The sequence below is a fragment of the Saccharopolyspora sp. NPDC050642 genome (assembly GCF_040654735.1).
Lineage (GTDB): Bacteria > Actinomycetota > Actinomycetes > Mycobacteriales > Pseudonocardiaceae > Saccharopolyspora > Saccharopolyspora elongata.
Genome location: NZ_JBFAIN010000029.1, coordinates 75,767 through 96,497 on the forward strand (window position 1 = coordinate 75,767; position 20,731 = coordinate 96,497).

Below are 20,731 nucleotides of genomic sequence, written 5' to 3' on the forward strand. Positions count from 1 at the left end.
GTAACTATACTGCCGCCGCTCATGTCGGGAACAGACGGTGATTCTGCGAGACCACTGGACGAAAAACTAGTTGTGCAGTCGTCCAAGTTGTTTCGGTCTTGCGTGCCCCGAGGGCGATCATCCGGTCCCCTGGGGGCGCGATGCCGTTGTGGGCGTTTCGGGAGTTGTTCCTGTTAGACGTGTGCGAGGTCGCATCACGATTTCACCGCGTCCCGGGCACCGCCGCGGCCAATCGCGGCAGAATTGCGGCCGTGGTGCGATTTTCGCCACGTATTCGATCGGGCGAACGATCTGTTCGGTCAATTCAGCGGGTGGCGTCGAAGCAGGGGGATCGGCATGGGTGGGTCGGGCGGCGAAGCGATGCGCGCATCGGACGCTGATCGGGAGGCGATCGCGCAGCGGTTGCGCGCGGCGCAGGACGAAGGCCGCCTCACCATCACCGAGTACGACGACCGCCTGCAGAAGGCGTACGCGGCGACGACGCTCGGCCAGTTGCAGCCGCTGGTGGCCGACCTGCCGGAGCCGGTGCCCGCGAAGCCGTCGCCGGAGGTCGCCAAGCGCGAGCGGCAGAGGCGCAACCTGATCAAGGAGTGGCGCGACTGGGCGGGCGTCTCCTTCATCCTCATCGCGATCTGGGTGGTGACCTCGATCAGCTCCGGTGAGCCGAAGTTCTTCTGGCCGATGATCCCGATGGGCATCTGGGCCGCGATCAACGTCGCCTCGATGATCTCCGGCGACAGCGGCGGCAAGAAGCACAAGGGCTCGGACGACTAGGGAAAACCGCGTGCACGCGTGATCGGCCGTCCGTATGCTGAAAAAGTAGGGCACTCGTACAAGTTTTTCGGGGAGGAAGCGTGGCCTACCTGCTGCTGGCGGTGGCGATCTTGAGCGAGGTGCTCGCCACGGTCTCGCTGAAGCTGTCCGAGGGCTTCAGCAGGACCGTCCCGTCGATCCTGGTCGTGGTCGGCTACCTGGTGGCCTTCAGCGCGCTCAGCGCCGTGCTCAAGCTCGGCCTGCCGGTCAGCGTCGCCTACGCGATCTGGGCCGGGGCCGGGGTGGCGCTGGTGGCGATCATCGGCGCGGTGTTCCTCGGCGAGGGCATCACGGCGGTGCAGGTCGCCGGCATCGCGTTGGTCATCGGCGGAGTGCTGGCGCTCGAACTGGGCGGCGCGCATTGACGTCGCCGCGGCGCACCCCCGAGGAGGCGGAGACCGACGGTCGCCGTCTCAAGGGTGAGCGCCGTCGCCGCGCGATCATCGACGCGACGCTGCGGGTCGTCGCCCGCGACGGCGTCGCCGCGGTGAGCCACCGCAACATCGCCCGCGAGGCCGGGGTGCCGCCCGCGTCGATCGCCTACTACTTCGCGGGCATCGACGACCTGCTGGTGGCCACGCTGCTGGAGAGCTGCGAAACCCTGATCAACGAGATCGACCGGCTGAGCGGGCAGGTCCGGGAGAACTCGGACTGGCCGCGGGTGATCGCCGAGGCGCTGGCGGCGATGGTGCGCGACCAGCGCGAACGAACCCTGGGCGAGTACGAGCTCTACCTGCTCGCCGCCCGCCGCCCGGCGCTGCGCCCGGCGGCCCGCCGCTGGATCGAGGTCGCCACCGGTTTCCTCAACGGCGGCGCGGGCGGCGACGAGCCGGTGATCCGGGCGCTGTTCGCCGGGATCGACGGCCTGCTCATGCAGGCGCTCATCGCCGACGAGCCGCCCACCGCCGACGAGCTCGAACCGACGGTGCGCTTCCTCCTGCAGCCGGTGGACTACCTGCGGGACGCGCGGCTGATCAGCTGAAGGTCGTGTTGCTCGCCCTGAAATCAAAGGTCCAGTTTCAATTGAAACTGCGGTCGACGCGGTGAGCGGGCTTCGAGGGGGCGGCGCACACTCCTCGCATGCTGGTCACTCTGGTCAGGGGCGATATCACCGAGCAGGACGTCGACGCCGTCGTGAACGCGGCGAACTCGTCGCTGCTCGGGGGAGGCGGCGTGGACGGCGCGATCCACCGGCGCGGCGGCCCGGCGATCCTCCAGGAATGCCGGCTGCTCCGCGCGAGCCGGTACCCGGACGGCCTGCCGACGGGGCAGGCTGTCGCGACCACCGCCGGCGAGCTCCCGGCGCGCTGGGTGATCCACACCGTCGGGCCAACCTATACCGCCGCGACGGACCGGTCCGGGCTGCTGGCGTCGTGCTTCCGGGAATCCCTGCGGGTCGCCGACGAACTCGGCGCCGAGGTGGTCGCCTTCCCGGCGATCTCCACCGGCGTCTACCGGTACCCGCTCGACGAAGCGGCGCGGATCGCCTTGCACACGGTGCGCGATGCCGAGACCGACGTCGCCGAGGTGCGCTTCGTGCTCTTCGACGCGAAGTCCCTCGCCGCTTTCGAGTCCGCCTACGACGAGGTCTTCGGCGCCTGACCGACGGTCCCAAGTGGACGGACACCGAAAGCTCGTGACCGTTCCGGAGTGCACTGGCGATCCAAAACGCTCACGAGCCCGACCGGCTCAGCCGATGACGGTGTTGTTCGGGCCTGCTTGGACGACGCCGACCTTGGCGTAGTCGGCGTCCTGGGTGAACGTCGTGCAGCCCATCGCGTTGGGCAGCGGCAGGAACATCGCCGCCTTGCTGTTCGGCGGGTACACCCGCAGGCCCTCGGCGGCCTCGGCGCCGCAGTCCTCCGGGGTCATGTGCGCGACCGGGCTGAACAGGAACGGCGCGGACGCCGTGTCGCCCGGTGCCAGGCTGATGACCGGCCGGTCCTTGATCACGCGCTTGGCCGGCTCGCCGATCTGGCGGCCGCCGCTGCCGACGTAGGAGACGCCGGGCGCGGAGGAGAGCGTGCAGGTGGTCGGGCCGGTGTTGGTGAACTGGAGCGGCGCGTAGATGTGCCCGGCGGCGCCGTCGGATTCGCCGATCGTCAGCTTCAGGACGTCAACGCCGCAGTCCTGGCGAGTGCTGGAGCCGGCCGATCCGCTGGAGCCCTGGGTGTTCGCGGCAACCGGCGACGAGTTGCCGCCCGGCTCGCCCTGGTCCGACCCGGCGGAGCTCGATGCGACCGCGTCCGGAGTGCCCGGCTGCGGAGCGGATTGCTGCGGGCTGCAGGCCGTCGTGGCGGCGAGGACGCAAGCGCCCGCGACGAACATGCCGACCCGAATACCCCGAGAGTTCTTGAACACTGGTGCATCTCCTTGCTTCGTTCGCTGCGCCCGATCAGGAGACGCGTTGGCGCGCAACGGGTTGCGTCGGGTGCGCCGCGTCACAGGCGAGGGAGCGCCGCCGAATGGTGGAAGCCGAAAGTTGCGCGGCCGCCGACGAACGTCGTCTTCGGGAGAGTTCCGGGGTGTTTCGGGGGTGTCCCTGAGGCGTGGGCCGGGCGTTGTGCGTAATTTCGTGGGCGCGACAAAGCGGATTCAGGGGGATCACGATGGCTCGGGTGGGACTCGCGGTGGGCGGCGCGGCGCTGGTGCTGATCGGGGGAGCGGCACTGTTCTGGTGGCCGAAGTCGTCCGTGCAGGAGCGCACCACCGCGTTGGACGGGATCGACCGCGTCGAGCTCGCAGGCGGCAGCGGCGAGGTCGAGGTGCGCCACGCGCCCGGCGGCCGCGGCGAGATCGTGCAGCGCGTGCACCGCTGGGAAGGCCTGTTCTGGGGCAGCAGCGACACCACCGACGAGATCGAGCACCGCGTCGAGGGCGGCGCACTGGTGCTGCCGACCGACTGCGGCTGGAACTGCTCCGTCGACTACCAGGTCACGCTGCCGGTCTCGGTGCCCGTGCAGGGCAACCTCGGCTCCGGCGGGCTGAACGTGGCCAGCATGCGGTCGGTGCAGGCGGAGACCGATTCCGGCGAGATGACGATCGCCGACATCGGCGGCCCGGTCGCCGTGCGCACCGGCTCCGGCGGGGTTTCGGTGGCCCGGGTGAACGGTCCGGTCGACGCGGAGACCGGCTCCGGCGAGATCACGTTGGCCGAGGTCAGCGGTGAGGTCAGGATGAGCACCGGCTCCGGCGGGGTGTCGGCGACCCAGGTCGGCGGCTCGGTCGACGCGATCACGGGCTCCGGCGAGATCACGTTGGCGGGGATCGGCGGCCGGGTCGCGGTCGAGAGCGGCAGCGGCGGCATCATGGGGGAGGACCTGCGCGGTGCGGACATCGTCGCGAAGGCCGAGTCCGGCAGCGTCGAGCTGCGGCTGACCGGCCCGCAGACCGTCGAGGCGTCCACCGGCAGCGGCGGCATCGAGCTGACCGTGCCCGGCGACCACTACCGCGTCGACGCGGAGACCGGCTCCGGCGGCGTCGACGTGGGCGTCGTGCAGGACCCGGCGGCCGCGAAGCGCCTGACGCTGTCGACCGGCAGCGGGGGCATCACCGTCCGGTCGGCCTGACCCCTCCCCCGGCGCCGACATGTCGACAAGGCGACGTGTCGGCGTTCGCCCATGCCCGGTACCGGCCGATTCGATCACGACGAGGTGTCGGCCATGTCACGCCCGGGAACTCCCGTGCCTGGTCAGCCGTTGTGCTGGCAGAAAGCTTGAGTGACCCGCGCTCAATCCGGATTGACGGTGATGATGCGCAGTGGGTAAAACTTGAGTGAGCAAGGCTCAAGTGCCGGGGATGGCGCTTGGGCGCAGGTTTCAAGTCGGGAGGAATTGAGCATGGCGCGAGCGGTCGGCATCGACCTGGGGACGACCAACTCCGTCGTTTCCGTCCTGGAGGGCGGTGAACCGACGGTGATCGCCAACTCCGAGGGCTCGCGGACCACCCCGTCCATCGTGGCCTTCGCGAAGAACGGCGAGATCCTCACCGGTCAGCCCGCGAAGAACCAGGCCGTCACCAACGTGGACCGCACCATCCGGTCGGTCAAGCGGCACATGGGCACCGACTGGAAGGTCCAGATCGACGACAAGCCCTACACGTCGCAGGAGATCAGCGCCCGCGTGCTGATGAAGCTCAAGCGCGACGCCGAGGCGTACCTGGGCGAGGACGTCACCGACGCGGTGATCACCGTCCCGGCCTACTTCGAGGACGCCCAGCGGCAGGCCACGAAGGAAGCCGGCCAGATCGCCGGCCTCAACGTGCTGCGCATCGTCAACGAGCCCACCGCGGCGGCGCTGGCCTACGGCCTGGACAAGGGCGAGAAGGAACAGACCATCCTGGTCTTCGACCTCGGTGGCGGCACCTTCGACGTCTCGCTGCTGGAGATCGGCGAGGGCGTCGTCGAGGTCCGCGCCACCAGCGGTGACAACCACCTCGGTGGTGACGACTGGGACGAGCGGATCGTCGAGTGGCTGGTCGACAAGTTCAAGTCCTCGTCGGGCATCGACCTGACCAAGGACCGGATGGCCATGCAGCGGATCAAGGAAGCCGCCGAGAAGGCCAAGATCGAGCTGTCCAGCTCCTCCACCGCGGGCATCAACCTGCCGTACATCACGGTCGACGCGGACAAGAACCCGCTGTTCCTGGACGAGACGCTGTCCCGCGCCGAGTTCCAGCGCATCACCTCCGACCTGCTGGAGCGCTGCCGCAAGCCGTTCGAGGCGGTCATCCGCGACGCCGGCGTGAAGCTGGACGACATCGACCACGTGGTGCTGGTCGGCGGTTCCACCCGGATGCCCGCGGTCAGCGACCTGGTCAAGGACCTGACCAACGGTCGTGAGCCGAACAAGGGCGTCAACCCGGACGAGGTCGTCGCCGTCGGCGCCGCCCTGCAGGCCGGCGTGCTGCGCGGTGAGGTCAAGGACGTCCTGCTGCTCGACGTCACCCCGTTGTCCCTGGGCATCGAGACCAAGGGCGGCATCATGACCAAGCTGATCGAGCGCAACACCACGATCCCGACCAAGCGCTCCGAGACCTTCACCACCGCGGACGACAACCAGCCGTCGGTGCAGATCCAGGTCTTCCAGGGCGAGCGCGAGATCGCCGCGCACAACAAGAAGCTCGGCATGTTCGAGCTGACCGGTCTCCCGCCGGCGCCGCGCGGCATGCCGCAGATCGAGGTCACCTTCGACATCGACGCCAACGGCATCGTGCACGTCTCCGCCAAGGACCTGGGCACCGGCAAGGAGCAGTCGATGACGATCACCGGCGGCTCCGCGCTGCCGAAGGACGACATCGACCGGATGGTCAAGGACGCCGAGGCGCACGCCGACGAGGACAAGAAGCGTCGCGAAGAGGCCGAGGCCCGCAACCAGGCCGAGACGCTGGTCTACCAGACCGACAAGGTCCTCAAGGAGAACGACGAGAAGCTGCCCGCCGACGTCAAGGACAAGGTGAAGGCCGCGATCGGCGAGGTCAACGAGGCGCTCAAGGGCGACGACGTGCCCGCCATCTCCGCCGCGGTGGAGAAGCTCGCCACCGAGTCGCAGGCCCTCGGCCAGGCGCTGTACGCCGACGCCGGTGCCAACGCCGCGGCCGGTGCGGGTGACGCCGGTGCTGCCGGTGCCGGTGCCGCCGGGGCCGGTGCGTCGAAGGACGACGACGTGGTGGACGCGGAGATCGTCGACGACGAGGACGAGAAGAAGAAGTGACCGCGGACAGGCCGGAAATGTCGCGCAACGAAGGCGAGCAGGAGCCGGTGGTGGTCCGGGATCGGCGGCGCATCGACCCCGTGACCGGCCAGCGCCGGACGCCTGCTCCGAACGGAGAAGAGGCGCAGGTGGCCGAAAGCATCTCCGGCACCCTCGACGAGGAGATCGTCAAGGGCGCCGCGCAGGAGGCCGCGGAGCCGACCGCCGAGCAGCCCGCGGGCGAGCAGGCGGCTGGCGAGCAGGCCGGACTGCAGAAGCAGGTCGACGAGCTCACCGCCGATCTCAAGCGGGTCACCGCGGAGTACGCGAACTACCGCAAGCGGGTGGAACGCGACCGCGAATCGGTGATCGCCGCCGCGAAGGCGTCGGTGGCCGGCGACCTGCTGACGGTGCTCGACGACCTCGAGCGCGCGGAGGCCCACGGCGACCTCAACGGCGCCTTCAAGGCCGTGGCGGACAAGCTGATCACGGCGTTGAACTCGGCCGGGCTGGAGGCGTTCGGCGCCGAAGGCGACGAGTTCGACCCGTCGGTGCACGAGGCGGTGCAGCACAGCACCTCCCCGGACGTCAGCGGCCCGACCGTCACGGTCGTGCTGCGCCGCGGCTACCGGTTCGCCGACCGGGTGCTGCGCCCCGCGATGGTCGCGGTGACCGATCACGAGCCGGCCGCCGAGCCCGCCGGATCCGCCGAGCAGGCGGCCGACGAGAAGCAAGCCGAGCAGGGTTGATCGGGAACGGAGGGAGGAGCGCCCGGTGAGCGCCAGGGAATGGCTTGAGAAGGATTTCTACGCCGAACTGGGCGTCTCCTCCACGGCTTCGGCCGACGAGATCAAGAAGGCGTACCGGAAGCTGGCCCGGGAGAACCATCCGGACGCCAACCCCGGGAACGCCCAGGCCGAAGCCAAGTTCAAGGCCGTCTCCGAGGCCTACGGCGTGCTGTCCGACACGGACAAGCGCAAGCAGTACGACGAGGCCCGGAAGCTGTTCGGCAGCGGCACGTTCGGCGGCGGCCAGGGCGGCTTCGGCGGTTTCGGCAGCCCGGGTGGCGGCGGCTTCGACATCGGAGACCTCTTCGGGGGCGCCGGTGGCGGTGCCGGTGGCAGCGGGCTCGGCGACCTGTTCGGCGGCCTGTTCGGCAACCGCCGTTCCGGCGCCGGCACGGCCCACCGGCCGCGGCGCGGCGCCGACGTGGAGACCGAGGTGCGCATCGACTTCGCCGAAGCGGTGCGCGGGGCCACGGTTCCGCTACGGCTGTCCAGCCCGGTGAGCTGCCCGACCTGCCACGGTTCGGGCGCCAAGCCGGGCACCCGGCCGCGCGCCTGCGCCACCTGCACCGGTACCGGGCTGGTGACGCGGAACCAGGGCGCGTTCGCGTTCAGCGAGCCGTGCCCGGACTGCCGGGGCCGCGGCCAGCTGATCGACGACCCGTGCCCGGACTGCCGCGGCGAGGGCGTCAGCACCCGCAGCCGGACGCTGACGGTGCGGATCCCCGCCGGGGTGTCCGACGGGCAGCGGATCAGGCTGGCGGGTCAGGGCGAACCCGGTCGGCAGGGCGCCGCCTCCGGCGATCTGTACGTCGTGGTGCACGTCAACTCGCACCGGGTGTTCGGACGTTCCGGTGATGACCTGACGATCACGGTGCCGGTCACCTTCCCCGAGCTGGCGCTGGGCACTACGTTGACCGTGCCGACCCTGGACGGGAAGGTCTCGCTGAAGGTCCCGGCCGGGACCGGCAGCGGCCGCACCTTCCGGGTGCGCGGCAAGGGCGTGGGCAAGAAGGACGGCAGCAGCGGAGATCTCCTGGTGACGCTGCAGGTCGCGGTTCCGTCCAAGTTGGACGAGAAGGCGACCGAGGCGCTGGCGGACTACGCGGAAGCGACCGCCGACCACGATCCGCGCCGCGACCTGAACGAGCTGCTCGGGAGGTAGTCATGGCCGGTCGCCCCACCGATCCGGGCTTCGGGTTCCCGCCAGGGGCCAACGAGGACACGCCGATGTTCGTGATCTCGGTGGCCGCACAGCTGTCCGGGCTGCACGCGCAGACCCTGCGCAGCTACGACCGGCTGGGCCTGGTCTCGCCCGGGCGAACCCCGGCGGGCGGCCGCCGCTACTCGTTGCGCGACATCGCCCTGCTCCGCGAGGTGCAGCGCCTCTCCCAGGAGGAGGGCGTGAACCTGGCGGGCATCAAGCGGATCATCGACCTGGAGAACGAGGTCGACGCGCTCCGCGCGAAGGTTCAGGAGCTGGCCGAGGAGGTGGCGGCGGCGCACGCGGCGGCGGAACAAGCCGCGGCGGCGGTGCACGCCTCCTACCGCCGGGACCTGGTCCCGATCCGCCAGGAGACGGCCCTAGTCGTCTGGAAACCAGACCGCAAGCGCCGCTGAGCTCCGGGTTCCACCGCAATTTCAATGGAAATCGAAGGTCTGATTTCCATTGAAATTGCGGGAGTTGTCCACAGTCCCCGGCGTGTCGGGGTCCGACACGCCGCAGGTCCGCAACTTCCATTGAAATCGAACGACCCGGGGTGGGGTCCGGCCATCGAAGCCGGCCCCACCCCGGGTCGTTCGGTCAGTCCAGGGTGAACGGGTCGTAGCGGATGTGGTCGAGCGAGGTTCCCGCCACGAGCATGCTCGAGACCGTCGCCCGGATCATCCCCGGCGAGCCGCTGACCAGGACGTCCCAGTCCTTCCACGCGCCGTAGCGGGTCACCGCCTCGGCGAGCGTGCCGTGCTCGGCGCCAGAGACGCCCGGCTCGTCCTCCAGCACCGGCGTGATCGTCAGCCACGGGTTGTGCATCGCGATGCGCTGCAGGTTCTCCAGGTCGTAGAGGTCCTCGCGGGTCCGGCCGCCGTAGAACAGCTGCACGCGCGGGTTCTCGCCGTACTGCGCGAGGTCGTCGATGATCGCGCGCATCGGGGTCAGCCCGGTGCCGCCGGCGATCATCAGCACGTCCGGGGTGTTCTCCCGGTCCACGGTCAGCCGGCCCATCGGCGAGCCGATCCGCCACTGGTCGCCGGGGCGGGCGTGGCCGACCAGCGCCCGGCTGACCCAGCCGCCCTCCACGGACCGGACGTGGAATTCCATGATCCCGTCGTCGTTCGGCGCGTTGGCCGGGGTCAGGTAGCGCCACAGCCGGGGCCGCTGCGGCACCTCGACGCTCACGTACTGCCCGGGCTGGTACGGCACCGGGTGGTCGGACTGGACGCGGAGCACCGCGACGTCCCAGCTCAGCCGCTCGTGGTGGACGATCTGGCCGGTGTACCAGGCGGGGCCGTCGTCGGCGGCCGCCGCCTCGGTCATCGCGGAGGCCATCACGGTGTACGCCTCGGCCCAGGCGCGCTCGACGCTGTCGGTCCAGGCGTCGCCGGCGTACTTCTTGATCGCGGCGAGCAGCGCGGTGCCGACCGCCTCGTAGTGGGCGGCGACCACGCCGAACTTGCGGTGGTCGCGGCCGAGCTGGTGCAGGAACGGCAGCAGCTCGTCGGGCTTGTCGACCATCTGGATGACGTGCACGAGCGCCCGCAGCAGGCGGCTGCGCTGCACTTCCATGTTGACCGCGAACAGGTCGCGGGTGGCCGGCGAGAGGCTGAAGAGCATGCCGTAGAAGAACCTGGACACCTCGTCGGTGTGCGGCTCGACGACGGCGAAGCTCTCGCGGATCAGACGGACCATCTTGCTCACACCGGAGTTCGACGGCTCGTTGTTCGGGGGTGGTCCGGGGCTCAGTACGGCGTTCGCTGTCATGGTTCGGGGCGTTTCTCCACGTTGGCGGTCGTACCCAAGGCAGGCACACCACTACTTCCAAGCGTCCCCCGACACAGGAAGGACCCTAACTCGTGCCTAGCGACGCGTCTGCCTTGATGCCACTTTTGAGTGCTTTTCAACTACATCTTGTAGATCGTGCATCGACCTGTTGGGGGAACCTAGTATCCACCGTTGTGACGGAAGAGGGAGGCGTGACACGGTGACCCGCGTGACCCCCGATCACCCGACGCCGACCGGAACGGCCGATGCGGCGCTGCTCGACCTGGAGCTGTCCGACCCGCCGCCCCCGAACGATGCCTGGCAGGTCGTGACCCCGCTCCAGCACCACCGCCCGGCGGCCGCTCCGCCGCGCGACCCGTTCGTCGAGGAGCGGCCCGTCCCCCTGCCCGGCTCTGCCGGCGAACACCTGCTGCAACGCGCCTACGGCACCGAGAAGCGCGCCCGGAAGTTCTACGACGACCAGGTGCTGGACCACCTGAACCCGCAGATGAAGGAGTTCATCGGGCGGATGGAGATGGCGTTCGTGGCCACCTCCGACTCGCGCGGCGAGTGCGACTCCAGCCTCCGCGCCGGGCCGCCCGGCTTCATGGAGGTCCTGGACGACCGGCACCTGTGCTACCCGGAGTACCGGGGCAACGGCGTGCTGGCCAGCCTGGGCAACATCAGCGAGAACCCGCACATCGGGATCCTGCTGGTGGACTTCGTCACCGACCTGATCGGCCTGCACATCAACGGCAAGGCCCGCATCGTCGAGGACGCCGACCTGCGCTCGATCTACCCGGCGCTGCCCGCCGAGTTCGACCGCGGCCGCACGCCGGAGCGCTGGGTGGTGGTGCAGGTCGAGGAGGCCTACATCCACTGCCGCAAGCACATCCCGCGGATGGTGCCGGTGCTGCGCACGCGCAGCTGGGGCACCGACGACGTCAAGCGCAAGGGCGGCGACTACTTCGAGTCCAAGGGCATGCCCCGGCCGTGGCACCGGCCCGAACCGGTGGGCAGCCGCGACTGCTGAGCCCGGCCCGCGCGGTCCGCCCGCACTGCCACGCGAAATGTGTTCGAGACGTGCACTTAAAGTGGGGCGAAACGGACTAGCGTTGACCTCGCGAGGAGCGGGCCGACGGGTGGTGCCGCCACGTTCGTCGGCGGTGCGGGCGGGAGAGCTGTGATCGAGGACGAGGCGCGCGGGCCTATCGGCGGGGTGCGCGAGGAGGGTGTCGACCGGCGCACCGCGGCGGAATCCGTCGAGCGCGAGCTGGTGATGATGTTCCGCCGCGCCCGGAACCTGTCGACCGCCGTGGCCGCGCACGTGCACCCCGACCTGGACCCGGCCTCGTACAGCCTGCTGCTGATGGTCGACGACGCCGGGCCGCTGCGCGGCATGGACGTCGCGGATCGCACCGGGCTGGACAAGTCCACGGTGAGCAGGCAGATCGCCACGCTGGTGGACCTGGACCTGCTGGAGCGGGTGCCGGATCCGGACGACGGCCGGGCCCGCCGCATCCAGCTCTCCGACCTGGGTCGCGAGCGGCTGGCCCAGGTGCGCGAGGAGCGCCGCAAGCACCTGCACGGCCAGTTCGCCAGCTGGACCACCCAGGACCTCAAGGAGCTGGCCCGCCTGTTGGGGAAGCTCAACGGCATGATGTGAGCTCGTTCTTCCAGATCAGGGGCGCCCCCGGCCGATCTTTCCGGCCGGGGGCGCCCTTCGTTTTCCGCTGGTCGTGTGGGCGGTGGGTGGCGTCACAGCGGGGACAAGTTGTGTGGTGCAACTAAATGCGTTTATAGTTGCGTGCAGCAACTAAAGGATTGGGCTCATGGGACCGACACTCGAGACCTGCGCCGAGCTGCTCCGACCGCTTCGAGCGATGCTCGGCCTCAAGCAGGTGGCCATGCAGCGAGGGCAGTTCACGGCGGAACAGGTGCCCTACGCCGCCGCCGGGCTGCTCACCGAACTCGTCTTCCGCGGTGAGTGCCGGGCCTCCGACCTCGCCCACCACCGGATCGTCGACGCGTCAGTGGTGAGCCGCCAGGTCGGGCAGCTGGAGCAAGCCGGCCTGATCACCCGTCGCCCCGACCCCGCCGACCGGCGAGTAGCGCTGCTGCGCGCCACGGCCGAGGGGGAACGCGCGGTGGCAGAGCTGGAACGCCGGAAGGCGGAATGGATCGGCGAGGCGCTGGCCCACTGGGACGACGCCAAGGTGCGCCAACTCGCCGGACTGCTGGGGGAAGCGATGGACGACATCCGTCGCAACACGTTCAACGACGGGGCCTGCCTCACCGGCCCCGTGACCAAGGAAGGAACTCGATGACCACCTCGACGGAGACGGCGCCGGACGCCACAGCGCCGGCCCGCCGGGACGGGCGCGACGAGCCCGCCGCGGGATCGTCGATGACGCATCGGCAGATCCTCGAGGCGATGTCGGGCCTGATGCTGGCGCTGCTGGTCGCCATCCTCAGCTCGACGATCGTGTCGAACGCGCTGCCCCGGATCATCGCCGACCTCGACGGCACCCAGGGGCAGTACACCTGGGTCGTCACGGCGATGCTGCTCACCTCGACCGCATCCACCCCGATCTGGGGCAAGCTCTCCGACCTGTTCAGCAAGAAGCTGCTCTACCAGCTGGCCATCACGATCTTCACGGTCGGCTCGGTGCTCGGCGGTTTCGCGCAGTCCATGGAGACGCTCATCGGCTTCCGGGCCCTGCAGGGCATCGGCATGGGCGGCCTGCAGGCGCTGATCCAGGTCGTGATCGCGGCGATGGTCTCGCCGCGCGACCGCGGCCGCTACAGCGGCTACATCGGCGCCACCTTCGCGGTCGCCACGGTCAGCGGCCCGCTGGTCGGCGGCCTGATCGTGGACACCTCGTGGCTGGGCTGGCGCTGGTGCTTCTGGGTGACCGTGCCGATCGCGGTGATCGCGTTCATCGTGCTGGGCCGCACGCTGAAGCTGCCGGTCATCAAGCGGCCGGTGAAGATCGACTGGTTCGGCGCGCTGTTCCTGGTCGGCGGCGTGAGCCTGCTGCTGGTGTGGGTCTCGCTGGCCGGCAAGCAGTTCGAGTGGTGGTCGGTGGAGACCGCGACCTACGTCGGCGGCGGCCTGCTCGCCCTGATCATCGCGGTGATCATCGAGACCAAGGTCAGCGAGCCGATCGTGCCGCTGCGGATGTTCCGCAACCCGACGGTCACGCTGTCCACCATCGGCACCGTCGCGGTCGGCACCGCGATGTTCGGCGGCTCGGTGTTCCTGGGCCAGTACTTCCAGATCGCGCGCAGCTTCACGCCGACCACGGCGGGGCTGATGACGCTGCCGATGGTCGGCGGCCTGTTCATCTCCTCGACCGTGTCCGGGCAGATCATCTCCAGGGTCACCGGCAAGATCAAACCGTTCCTGGTGATCGGCTCGATCGTGATGATCGCGTCGATGTGGCTGCTGAGCACCTTGGACCACGAGACGAACCTGGTGCTGGTCGGGGTCTACCTGTTCCTGATGGGCGTCGGCGTCGGCATGCTGATGCAGAACCTGGTGCTGGCGGTGCAGAACACCACCAGCGGCAAGGACATGGGGTCGGTGACCTCGGTCGTGACGTTCTTCCGGACCCTCGGCGGCTCGGCGGGCGTCTCGGTGCTGGGCGCGGTGCTGGCCACCCAGGTGTCGGACTACATCATGCAGGGCCTGGCGAAGATCCCCGGCGTGCCGAAGGCGGCCGGCTCGGGCGGCGGCTCGCTCGACGTCGACCACCTGCCGGAACCCGTGCAGACCATCGTGCGGGCGGCCTACGGCGACGCGATCGGCGACATCTTCTTCGTCTCCGCGTGCATCGCGGTGGTCACCTTCCTCGCGGTGATCTTCATCCGGGAGACCCCGCTGCGCACCACGATCGACAGTCACGAGGAAAGGGAGGCGGCAGCCGTGACCGCGCACGACGACGCTGTGGACAACCTCACCCGGCCTGTGGACAACTCGGCCGTGGCGCGTCCCGCGACGAACGGCTCTGCCCAGGTTGGGGGCGTCGGGTCGCGGCCCGCGCAGCTGGCCGCCGAGCCTGTGGACAACTCTGTGGACGGTCACTCGGATGCCTGGTCAGAGCCGGTTGCGCCGCGTCGCTACGCGACCAACGGCAAGCACCTGGCGGGCGAGTTGACGACCCCGGTCGACGGCGGCGGGCTGTTCGTGCACGGCACCGTCCAGGACTCGGTCGGCACCCCGGTCTCCGGCGTCGTGCTCACCCTCACCGACGCCAACGGGCGGCAGGTCGAACGCGCCCGCACCGACCAGGACGGGCAGTTCCAGCTCGCGGTCGGCCACGGCGGCACCTACGTGCTGATCGCCTCCGGCGGCAGCTACCAGCCGACGGCGTCGATGGTCGTGGTCGGCGACCGCCCGGTGCGCCACGACGTGCAGCTGCTCGGCGCCGGGCGGCTGACCGGCCTGGTGCACGTCGGTGGCCAGGGCGTCGCCGGGGCGATGGTGGTGCTCACCGACGTCCGCGGCGAGGTGGTCGCCAGCGCGGGCACCGGGCCGGACGGGCACTACCTGTTCGCGGACCTCGTCGGCGGCTCCTACGCGCTGACCGTCACCGCGCCCGGCTACCGGCCGGTGGCGAACTCGGTCACCGTGACCGACGGCGATCAGTCCGCACTGGACGTCGCGTTGCAGTCCGGCGCGCAGCTCATCGGCGTGGTCCGGTCGGCCAACCTCGGTGTCGCGGTCGCGGATGCGCGGGTGACGCTGCTGGATTCCGGCGGCACGGTCGTCGGCGCGGCGACCACCGACATCGACGGCAACTACACCTTCACCGACCTGCCGGACGGCGAGTACACGGTGATCGCGACCGGCTACCCGCCGATCGCCACCTCGCTGCGGCTGTCGGGCGAGCAGAGCACCCACGACGTCGAACTCGGCTACCCGCAGGGCGACTGACCATCGGTCGTGAGTGGTCGTGCCAGTTCTTACCGGAGCGACCACTCACGACCCGAGCGAGAGCGCGCGGATCGGGCTACGCCTGGTCGTGAGCGGGAGTTCTTGCCGGAACTCCCGCTCGCGAGCGGCCGGCGATCCGCAAGCCACGGAGGAGATGTTCTAGATGGATCTCGGCCAACGACAGGCCGAAGCGCCCGGTGTCGCCGCCGCATCGGGGGCGGTCACCGCGACGGTGCGCGGCGGCGACGGCTGGCCGGTGCCAGAAGCGGTGCTGACCGTCATCGACGGCACCGGCACGCAGGTCGCGAGGGTGCAGGGCGACGCGCAGGGCTCGGTGGTCGCCGCCGGGCTGCGGGCCGGCGCCTACACCGCGATCGTCACGGCGGTCGGGCACGAGCCGCTCGCCCGGACCACGCTGGTGCACGACGGGACGGCGGCCACTCTCGGAGAGGTCGAGCTGCGCCGGGTCGGCGGGGCCGACCTGCCGTCGCCCGGGCTGTGGCGGATCGACCCGGTGCACTCGTCGATCCAGGTCACCGCCAAGCACCTGGGGATCAGCAGCATCCACGGCCGCTTCAACGAGTTCGGCGGCGAGGTGCGCATCGGCAACCCGGTGGAATCGTCCACAGTGGATGTACGGATCGCCGCGGCCGGCATCGACACGGCCAACGGGATGCGCGACGACCACCTGCGCAGCGCGGACTTCCTGGACGTGGAGCGGCATCCCGAGATCACCTTCCGGTCCACCGGGCTGCGCCCGCGCGGCGGCGACCGCTGGGACCTCGACGGCGAGCTGACGCTGTGCGGGGTGACCCGGCCGGTGCGGCTGGACACCCGGTTCGCCGGCGTGGGCCCGGACCCGTGGGGCGGGACCCGGGCCTCGGCGACGGCGACCACCCAGCTGCGCCGCGAGGACTTCGCGATGACGTTCAACCAGGCCCTGCAAACGGGGATCGCCGCGATCGGCACCACCCTGAAGGTCGAGATCGACATCCAGGCCGTCCGCGAGGACTGAGTTCTCACCGCAATTTCAATGGAAATCGGACCTTCGATTTCCATTGAAATTGCGGACCTCCGGCGTGTCGGGCACGCGACACGCCGGAGGTTGTGGACAACTTCCGCAATTTCAATGGAAATTGCGGACCCTCGAACCTCGAGGTCGGGGACGTGGGGTGCGTCAGACCTTTTCGAACTTGCGGACCTCGCCGGTGCGCAGCTTCTCCCGGTAGGACGCCAGTTCCCGCTTCACCACCGGGATCATGATGTACAGCCCGATGATGTTGAACAGCGCCAGCGCGAACAGCACCGCGTCGGCGAAGTTCAGCACGCTGCCCAGCGTCAGCACCGAGCCGACGACGGTGAACAGGCAGAACACGACGTTGTAGACGCGCTCGCTGGTCTTGCCGCTGCCGAAGAGGAACAGCCACGCCCGCTGGCCGTAGTAGCCCCAGGTGATGATCGTGGAGATGGCGAACATCGCGACGGCCAGCGTGAGGACGTAGGGGAACCACGGCAGCACCGTGGCGAAGGACTCCGAGGTGACCGTGACGCCGTCCGGGGTTTCGCCGCCGGCCAGCACCTGCTGCTGGGCGTCCACCCAGAACTGCGTCTTGGCGATGACGATGGTCAGCGCCGTCATGGTGCACACGATCACCGTGTCGATGAACGGCTCCAGCAGCGCGACCAGGCCCTCGGTGGCTGGATGCTTGGTGCGCACCGCGGAGTGCGCGATGGGTGCCGAGCCGAGCCCCGCCTCGTTGGAGAAGGCGGCGCGCTGGAAGCCGACGATCAGCACGCCGATCATGCCGCCGAACCCGGCCTCCGGGGTGAACGCGCCGGAGATGATCTCGCCGACCGCGGCGGGCACCGCGTCGAAGTTGACGCCGATGACGATCAGGCACGCGGTCACGTAGATGACGGCCATCGCCGGGACCAGGCGGCTGGTGACGGCGCCGATGGACTTGATCCCGCCGATGATCACGGCGCCGATGACGACCGCGAGCAGGATGCCGAAGACCAGGGCCGCGCCGTCGGAGCCGAGCCAGCCGGTGTCGCCGCCGGTGACGTCGCGCAGCTGCGCGAAGGTCTGGTTGGCCTGGAACATGTTGCCGCCGGCGATGGCGAAGAACAGGATCATCACGGCCGCCAGCACGGCGAGCACCTTGCCCAGCGCCGCGCCGAACGCGCCCGGGATCCGCTCCGGGATGCCCTTGCGCAGGTAGTGCATGGGGCCGCCGGAGACGGTGCCGTCCGCGGCGATCTCCCGGTACTTCACGCCCAGCGTGCACTCGACGAACTTGGTGGCCATGCCGAGCAGGCCGCAGACGATCATCCAGAACGTCGCGCCCGCGCCGCCGATGGTCACCGCCACGCCGACGCCGGCGATGTTGCCGAGCCCGACGGTGCCCGACAGCGCCGAGGCCAGCGCCTGGAAGTGGTTGATCTCGCCCGGTTCCTTCGGGTCGGTGTACTTGCCCCGGACCAGGTCGATGGAGAGCTTGAACGCGCGGAACTGGATGAAGCCGAAGACGACCGTGAACAGCGCGGCGGCGATGACCAGCCAGGCCACGATCCACGGGAACGTCACGCCGAAGACGGTGATCTCGCCGAAGACGATGTCGGAGAAGCCCTCGGAGATCGGGTTGAACACGCTGTTGATCGCGTTCTCGATGCCGGCCAGGGCACCGGACTCGGCTGCCAGGACGAGCTGTCCGTCCGGCGGCGATGTGCTGTGGGTCATGGCCGTGTAGCTAAATCGGGTGAAATCACGCAATCAAGCACTTTGTGTGACATTTCGTCCAAATCGACATCCGGGCGTGCTCGAAAGTGAGCCAGCTGACGATTCTTGAGCGGAACTCGCTCAACTTTCCTCACGTTGTCCGGGTAACATGATGGATGCACACGACCCGAAGCAGCCGCCCCCGGCCACGAGGTGAGGAATGGACGCGTTCAACCCGACGACGAAGACCCAGCAGGCGATCTCCTCCGCGGTGCAGGCCGCAACGGTGGCCGGCAACCCGGACGTCGACCCCGGTCACCTGCTCGGCGCACTGCTCGCCCAGGGCGACGGGCTGACCGCGCCGCTGCTGACCGCCGTCGGAGCCGACCCGGCGGACGTGCGGCGCGAGCTGGAGCAGCTCGTCAACAAGCTGCCGACCGCTAGTGGTAGCACCTTGTCCGCTCCGCAGCTCTCCCGTGACGCGGTCAAGGCGCTGACGCACGCCCAGCGGCTGGCGACGGAGATGGGCGACGAGTACGTGTCCACCGAGCACCTGCTGGTCGGGCTCGCTGCCGAAGGTGGCCGGGTCGCCGACCTGCTGCGCAGGCACGGCGCGACGCCGGAGGCGCTGACCGACGCGTTCGGCAAGGTGCGCGGCTCGGCTCGCGTCACCAGCCCGGACCCCGAGGGCACCTACAAGGCGCTGGAGAAGTACGGCCAGGACCTCACCGCCCGCGCCCGTCAGGGCGAGCTCGACCCGGTGATCGGCCGGGACGCCGAGATCCGGCGCGTCGTGCAGGTGCTGTCCCGCCGCACCAAGAACAACCCGGTGCTCATCGGCGAGCCCGGCGTCGGCAAGACCGCGATCGTGGAGGGCCTGGCCCAGCGCATCGTCGCCGGTGACGTGCCGGAATCGTTGCGCGGCAAGCGGGTCGTGGCGCTGGACCTCGGCTCGATGGTGGCGGGCGCGAAGTACCGCGGCGAGTTCGAGGAGCGGCTCAAGGCGGTGCTCAAGGAGATCACCGACTCGGCCGGGCAGGTCGTCACCTTCATCGACGAGCTGCACACCATCGTCGGCGCCGGTGCCTCCGGCGAGGGCGCGATGGACGCGGGCAACATGATCAAGCCGATGCTGGCTCGTGGCGAGCTGCGCATGGTCGGCGCGACCACGCTCGACGAGTACCGCGAGCACATCGAGACCGATGCGGCGCTGGAGCGCAGGTTCCAGCAGGTGCTGGTCGGCGAGCCGAGCCCGGAGGACACCGTCGCGATCCTGCGCGGCCTCAAGGAGCGCTACGAGGTGCACCACGGCGTGCGGATCACCGACGGCGCGCTGGTCGCCGCGGCCACCCTGTCCGACCGCTACATCACCGCCCGGTTCCTGCCGGACAAGGCCATCGACCTGGTCGACGAGGCCGCGTCCCGGCTGCGCATGGAGATCGACTCCCGGCCGGTGGAGATCGACGAGGTCGAGCGCGCGGTGCGGCGGCTGGAGATCGAGGAGATGGCGCTGTCCAAAGAGGACGACCCGGCCTCGTTGGAGCGGCTCGCCGCGCTGCGCGCGGAACTGGCCGACCGTCGCGAGAAGCTCTCCGAGCTGACCGCGCGCTGGCAGCAGGAGAAGGAGTCCATCGACAAGGTCCGCGACCTGAAGACGCAGCTGGAGCAGCTGCGCGGCGAGTCCGACCGCGCCGAGCGGGACGGCGACCTGGGCAAGGCCGCCGAGCTGCGCTACGGCCGGATCCCGAAGCTGGAGAAGGAACTCGAAGCGGCCGCGCAGACGCAGTCCGAGCGCAAGGCGATGCTGCAGGAGGAGGTCACCGCGGACGACGTCGCCGACGTGGTCAGCGCGTGGACCGGCATCCCGGCCGGCCGCCTGCTGGAGGGCGAGACCGCCAAGCTGCTGCGGATGGAGGACGCGCTGGAGTCGCGCGTCGTCGGGCAGTCCGAGGCGGTCCGCGCGGTGTCCGACGCGGTGCGCCGGACGCGCGCTGGCGTCGCCGACCCGGACCGGCCGACGGGCTCGTTCCTGTTCCTCGGGCCGACCGGCGTCGGCAAGACCGAGCTGGCCAAGGCGCTGGCCGGGTTCCTGTTCGAGGACGAGCGGGCGATGATCCGCATCGACATGAGCGAGTACGCCGAGAAGCACTCGGTGGCCCGGCTGGTCGGCGCGCCGCCCGGGTACGTCGGCTACGACCAGGGCGGGCAGCTGACCGAGTCGGTGCGCAGGCGCCCGTACTCGGTGGTGCTGTTCGACGAGGTGGAGAAGGCCCACCAGGACGTCTTCGACGTGCTGCTGCAGGTGCTCGACGACGGGCGGCTCACCGACGGCCAGGGCCGCACGGTGGACTTCCGCAACACCATCCTGGTGCTGACCTCGAACCTCGGCTCGCAGGCGATCGCCGACCCGAACCTCACCGACCCGGAGCGCGACGAGGCGGTGCGGTCGGTGGTGCGCGGGCACTTCAAGCCGGAGTTCCTGAACCGGCTGGACGACGTGGTGGTCTTCCACTCGCTGACCACGGACGAGCTGACGTCCATCGTGGACATCCAGGTGGACCGGCTGGCCCAGCGGCTGGCCCAGCGCCGGCTGACCCTGGACGTCCAGCCCGCGGCGCGGGACTGGTTGGCGCTCAACGGTTTCGACCCGGTCTACGGCGCGCGCCCGCTGCGCCGCCTGGTCCAGTCGGCGATCGGCGACCAGCTCGCGCGGAAGCTCCTGGCCGGCGAGATCCGGGAGGGCGACAAGATCCGCGTCGACACCGCGGACGACAACGAGTCCCTCACGGTCGAAGCCGCCTGACC

The 20,731-nt window shown here is 69.9% G+C and carries 18 protein-coding genes; 15 read left to right on the top strand and 3 right to left on the bottom strand.

Annotated features, from left to right (window positions below; all coding sequences use genetic code 11):
* Nucleotides 1-336 precede the first annotated feature (336 nt).
* From AB0H93_RS32370 to AB0H93_RS32385, 4 genes are all read left to right on the top strand, one after another.
* Nucleotides 337-774: a DUF1707 domain-containing protein gene (locus AB0H93_RS32370; RefSeq protein ID WP_358577800.1), complete on the top strand. Its 438-nt coding sequence runs from the start codon at nt 337-339 to the stop codon at nt 772-774.
* An 80-nt stretch (nt 775-854) separates the two neighbouring features.
* Entirely contained in the window at nt 855-1,178 is a 324-nt protein-coding gene (locus AB0H93_RS32375; RefSeq protein ID WP_358577802.1) for a multidrug efflux SMR transporter, read from the top strand.
* The gene (locus AB0H93_RS32380) at nt 1,175-1,795 is read left to right on the top strand and encodes a TetR family transcriptional regulator (RefSeq protein WP_358577804.1); all 621 of its coding nucleotides are present in this window, start codon (nt 1,175-1,177) and stop codon (nt 1,793-1,795) included. The genes AB0H93_RS32375 and AB0H93_RS32380 overlap by 4 nt, the downstream gene beginning before the upstream one ends.
* Nucleotides 1,796-1,893: 98 nt before the next feature.
* Nucleotides 1,894-2,415 carry an O-acetyl-ADP-ribose deacetylase gene (locus AB0H93_RS32385; RefSeq protein WP_358577806.1) on the top strand — a complete coding sequence of 174 codons (522 nt, stop codon included), beginning with the start codon at nt 1,894-1,896 and terminating at the stop codon, nt 2,413-2,415.
* Between the two features lie 87 nt (nt 2,416-2,502).
* Here AB0H93_RS32385 and AB0H93_RS32390 read toward each other — a convergent pair whose 3' ends face one another.
* A complete protein-coding gene (locus tag AB0H93_RS32390; protein ID WP_358577809.1) occupies nt 2,503-3,174 on the bottom strand; it encodes a DUF4232 domain-containing protein in 672 nt (223 codons plus the stop codon).
* Between the two features lie 248 nt (nt 3,175-3,422).
* Between AB0H93_RS32390 and AB0H93_RS32395 the strand changes: the two genes are divergently transcribed.
* From AB0H93_RS32395 to AB0H93_RS32415, 5 genes are all read left to right on the top strand, one after another.
* Nucleotides 3,423-4,382 (top strand): DUF4097 family beta strand repeat-containing protein, encoded by a 960-nt coding sequence (locus AB0H93_RS32395; protein ID WP_358577811.1) that lies wholly within the window; start codon nt 3,423-3,425, stop codon nt 4,380-4,382.
* A 270-nt stretch (nt 4,383-4,652) separates the two neighbouring features.
* Nucleotides 4,653-6,524, top strand: a complete 1,872-nt coding sequence (dnaK, locus tag AB0H93_RS32400) for a molecular chaperone DnaK (RefSeq protein WP_358577813.1) — start codon at nt 4,653-4,655, stop codon at nt 6,522-6,524.
* A 17-nt stretch (nt 6,525-6,541) separates the two neighbouring features.
* Entirely contained in the window at nt 6,542-7,252 is a 711-nt protein-coding gene (gene grpE / locus AB0H93_RS32405) for a nucleotide exchange factor GrpE (RefSeq protein WP_358577868.1), read from the top strand.
* A gap of 25 nt (nt 7,253-7,277) precedes the next feature.
* Complete coding sequence (gene dnaJ / locus AB0H93_RS32410; protein WP_358577815.1) at nt 7,278-8,453, top strand: molecular chaperone DnaJ; 1,176 nt, start codon at nt 7,278-7,280, stop codon at nt 8,451-8,453.
* Nucleotides 8,454-8,455: 2 nt separating this feature from the next.
* On the top strand, nt 8,456-8,908 hold the full coding sequence (locus AB0H93_RS32415; RefSeq protein ID WP_093263994.1) for a helix-turn-helix transcriptional regulator: 453 nt from the start codon (nt 8,456-8,458) through the stop codon (nt 8,906-8,908).
* Between the two features lie 184 nt (nt 8,909-9,092).
* Here the strand turns inward: AB0H93_RS32415 and AB0H93_RS32420 are convergent, their stop codons facing one another.
* A complete protein-coding gene (locus AB0H93_RS32420) occupies nt 9,093-10,196 on the bottom strand; it encodes an FAD-binding oxidoreductase (protein WP_358577817.1) in 1,104 nt (367 codons plus the stop codon).
* Between the two features lie 301 nt (nt 10,197-10,497).
* Here AB0H93_RS32420 and AB0H93_RS32425 point away from each other — a divergent pair, with 301 nt between their 5' ends.
* The 5 genes from AB0H93_RS32425 to AB0H93_RS32445 all read left to right on the top strand — a co-directional run bounded on the left by AB0H93_RS32425 (nt 10,498) and on the right by AB0H93_RS32445 (nt 16,222).
* Nucleotides 10,498-11,301, top strand: a complete 804-nt coding sequence (locus AB0H93_RS32425; RefSeq protein ID WP_358577821.1) for a pyridoxamine 5'-phosphate oxidase family protein — start codon at nt 10,498-10,500, stop codon at nt 11,299-11,301.
* Between the two features lie 150 nt (nt 11,302-11,451).
* A complete protein-coding gene (locus tag AB0H93_RS32430) occupies nt 11,452-11,934 on the top strand; it encodes a MarR family transcriptional regulator (RefSeq protein ID WP_358577823.1) in 483 nt (160 codons plus the stop codon).
* 166 nt (nt 11,935-12,100) lie between these two features.
* Nucleotides 12,101-12,595 carry a MarR family transcriptional regulator gene (locus AB0H93_RS32435; RefSeq protein WP_358577825.1) on the top strand — a complete coding sequence of 165 codons (495 nt, stop codon included), beginning with the start codon at nt 12,101-12,103 and terminating at the stop codon, nt 12,593-12,595.
* Nucleotides 12,592-15,207: an MFS transporter gene (locus AB0H93_RS32440; RefSeq protein ID WP_358577827.1), complete on the top strand. Its 2,616-nt coding sequence runs from the start codon at nt 12,592-12,594 to the stop codon at nt 15,205-15,207. Before AB0H93_RS32435 ends, AB0H93_RS32440 begins: the two co-directional genes overlap by 4 nt.
* 163 nt (nt 15,208-15,370) lie before the next feature.
* On the top strand, nt 15,371-16,222 hold the full coding sequence (locus tag AB0H93_RS32445) for a YceI family protein (protein WP_358577830.1): 852 nt from the start codon (nt 15,371-15,373) through the stop codon (nt 16,220-16,222).
* A gap of 162 nt (nt 16,223-16,384) precedes the next feature.
* On the opposite strand, the gene AB0H93_RS32450 is transcribed toward AB0H93_RS32445, so the two are convergent.
* Nucleotides 16,385-17,947, bottom strand: a complete 1,563-nt coding sequence (locus AB0H93_RS32450) for an alanine/glycine:cation symporter family protein (RefSeq protein ID WP_358577832.1) — start codon at nt 17,945-17,947, stop codon at nt 16,385-16,387.
* Nucleotides 17,948-18,146: 199 nt separating this feature from the next.
* Between AB0H93_RS32450 and clpB the strand changes: the two genes are divergently transcribed.
* Complete coding sequence (clpB, locus tag AB0H93_RS32455) at nt 18,147-20,729, top strand: ATP-dependent chaperone ClpB (protein WP_358577834.1); 2,583 nt, start codon at nt 18,147-18,149, stop codon at nt 20,727-20,729.
* Nucleotides 20,730-20,731 lie beyond the last annotated feature (2 nt).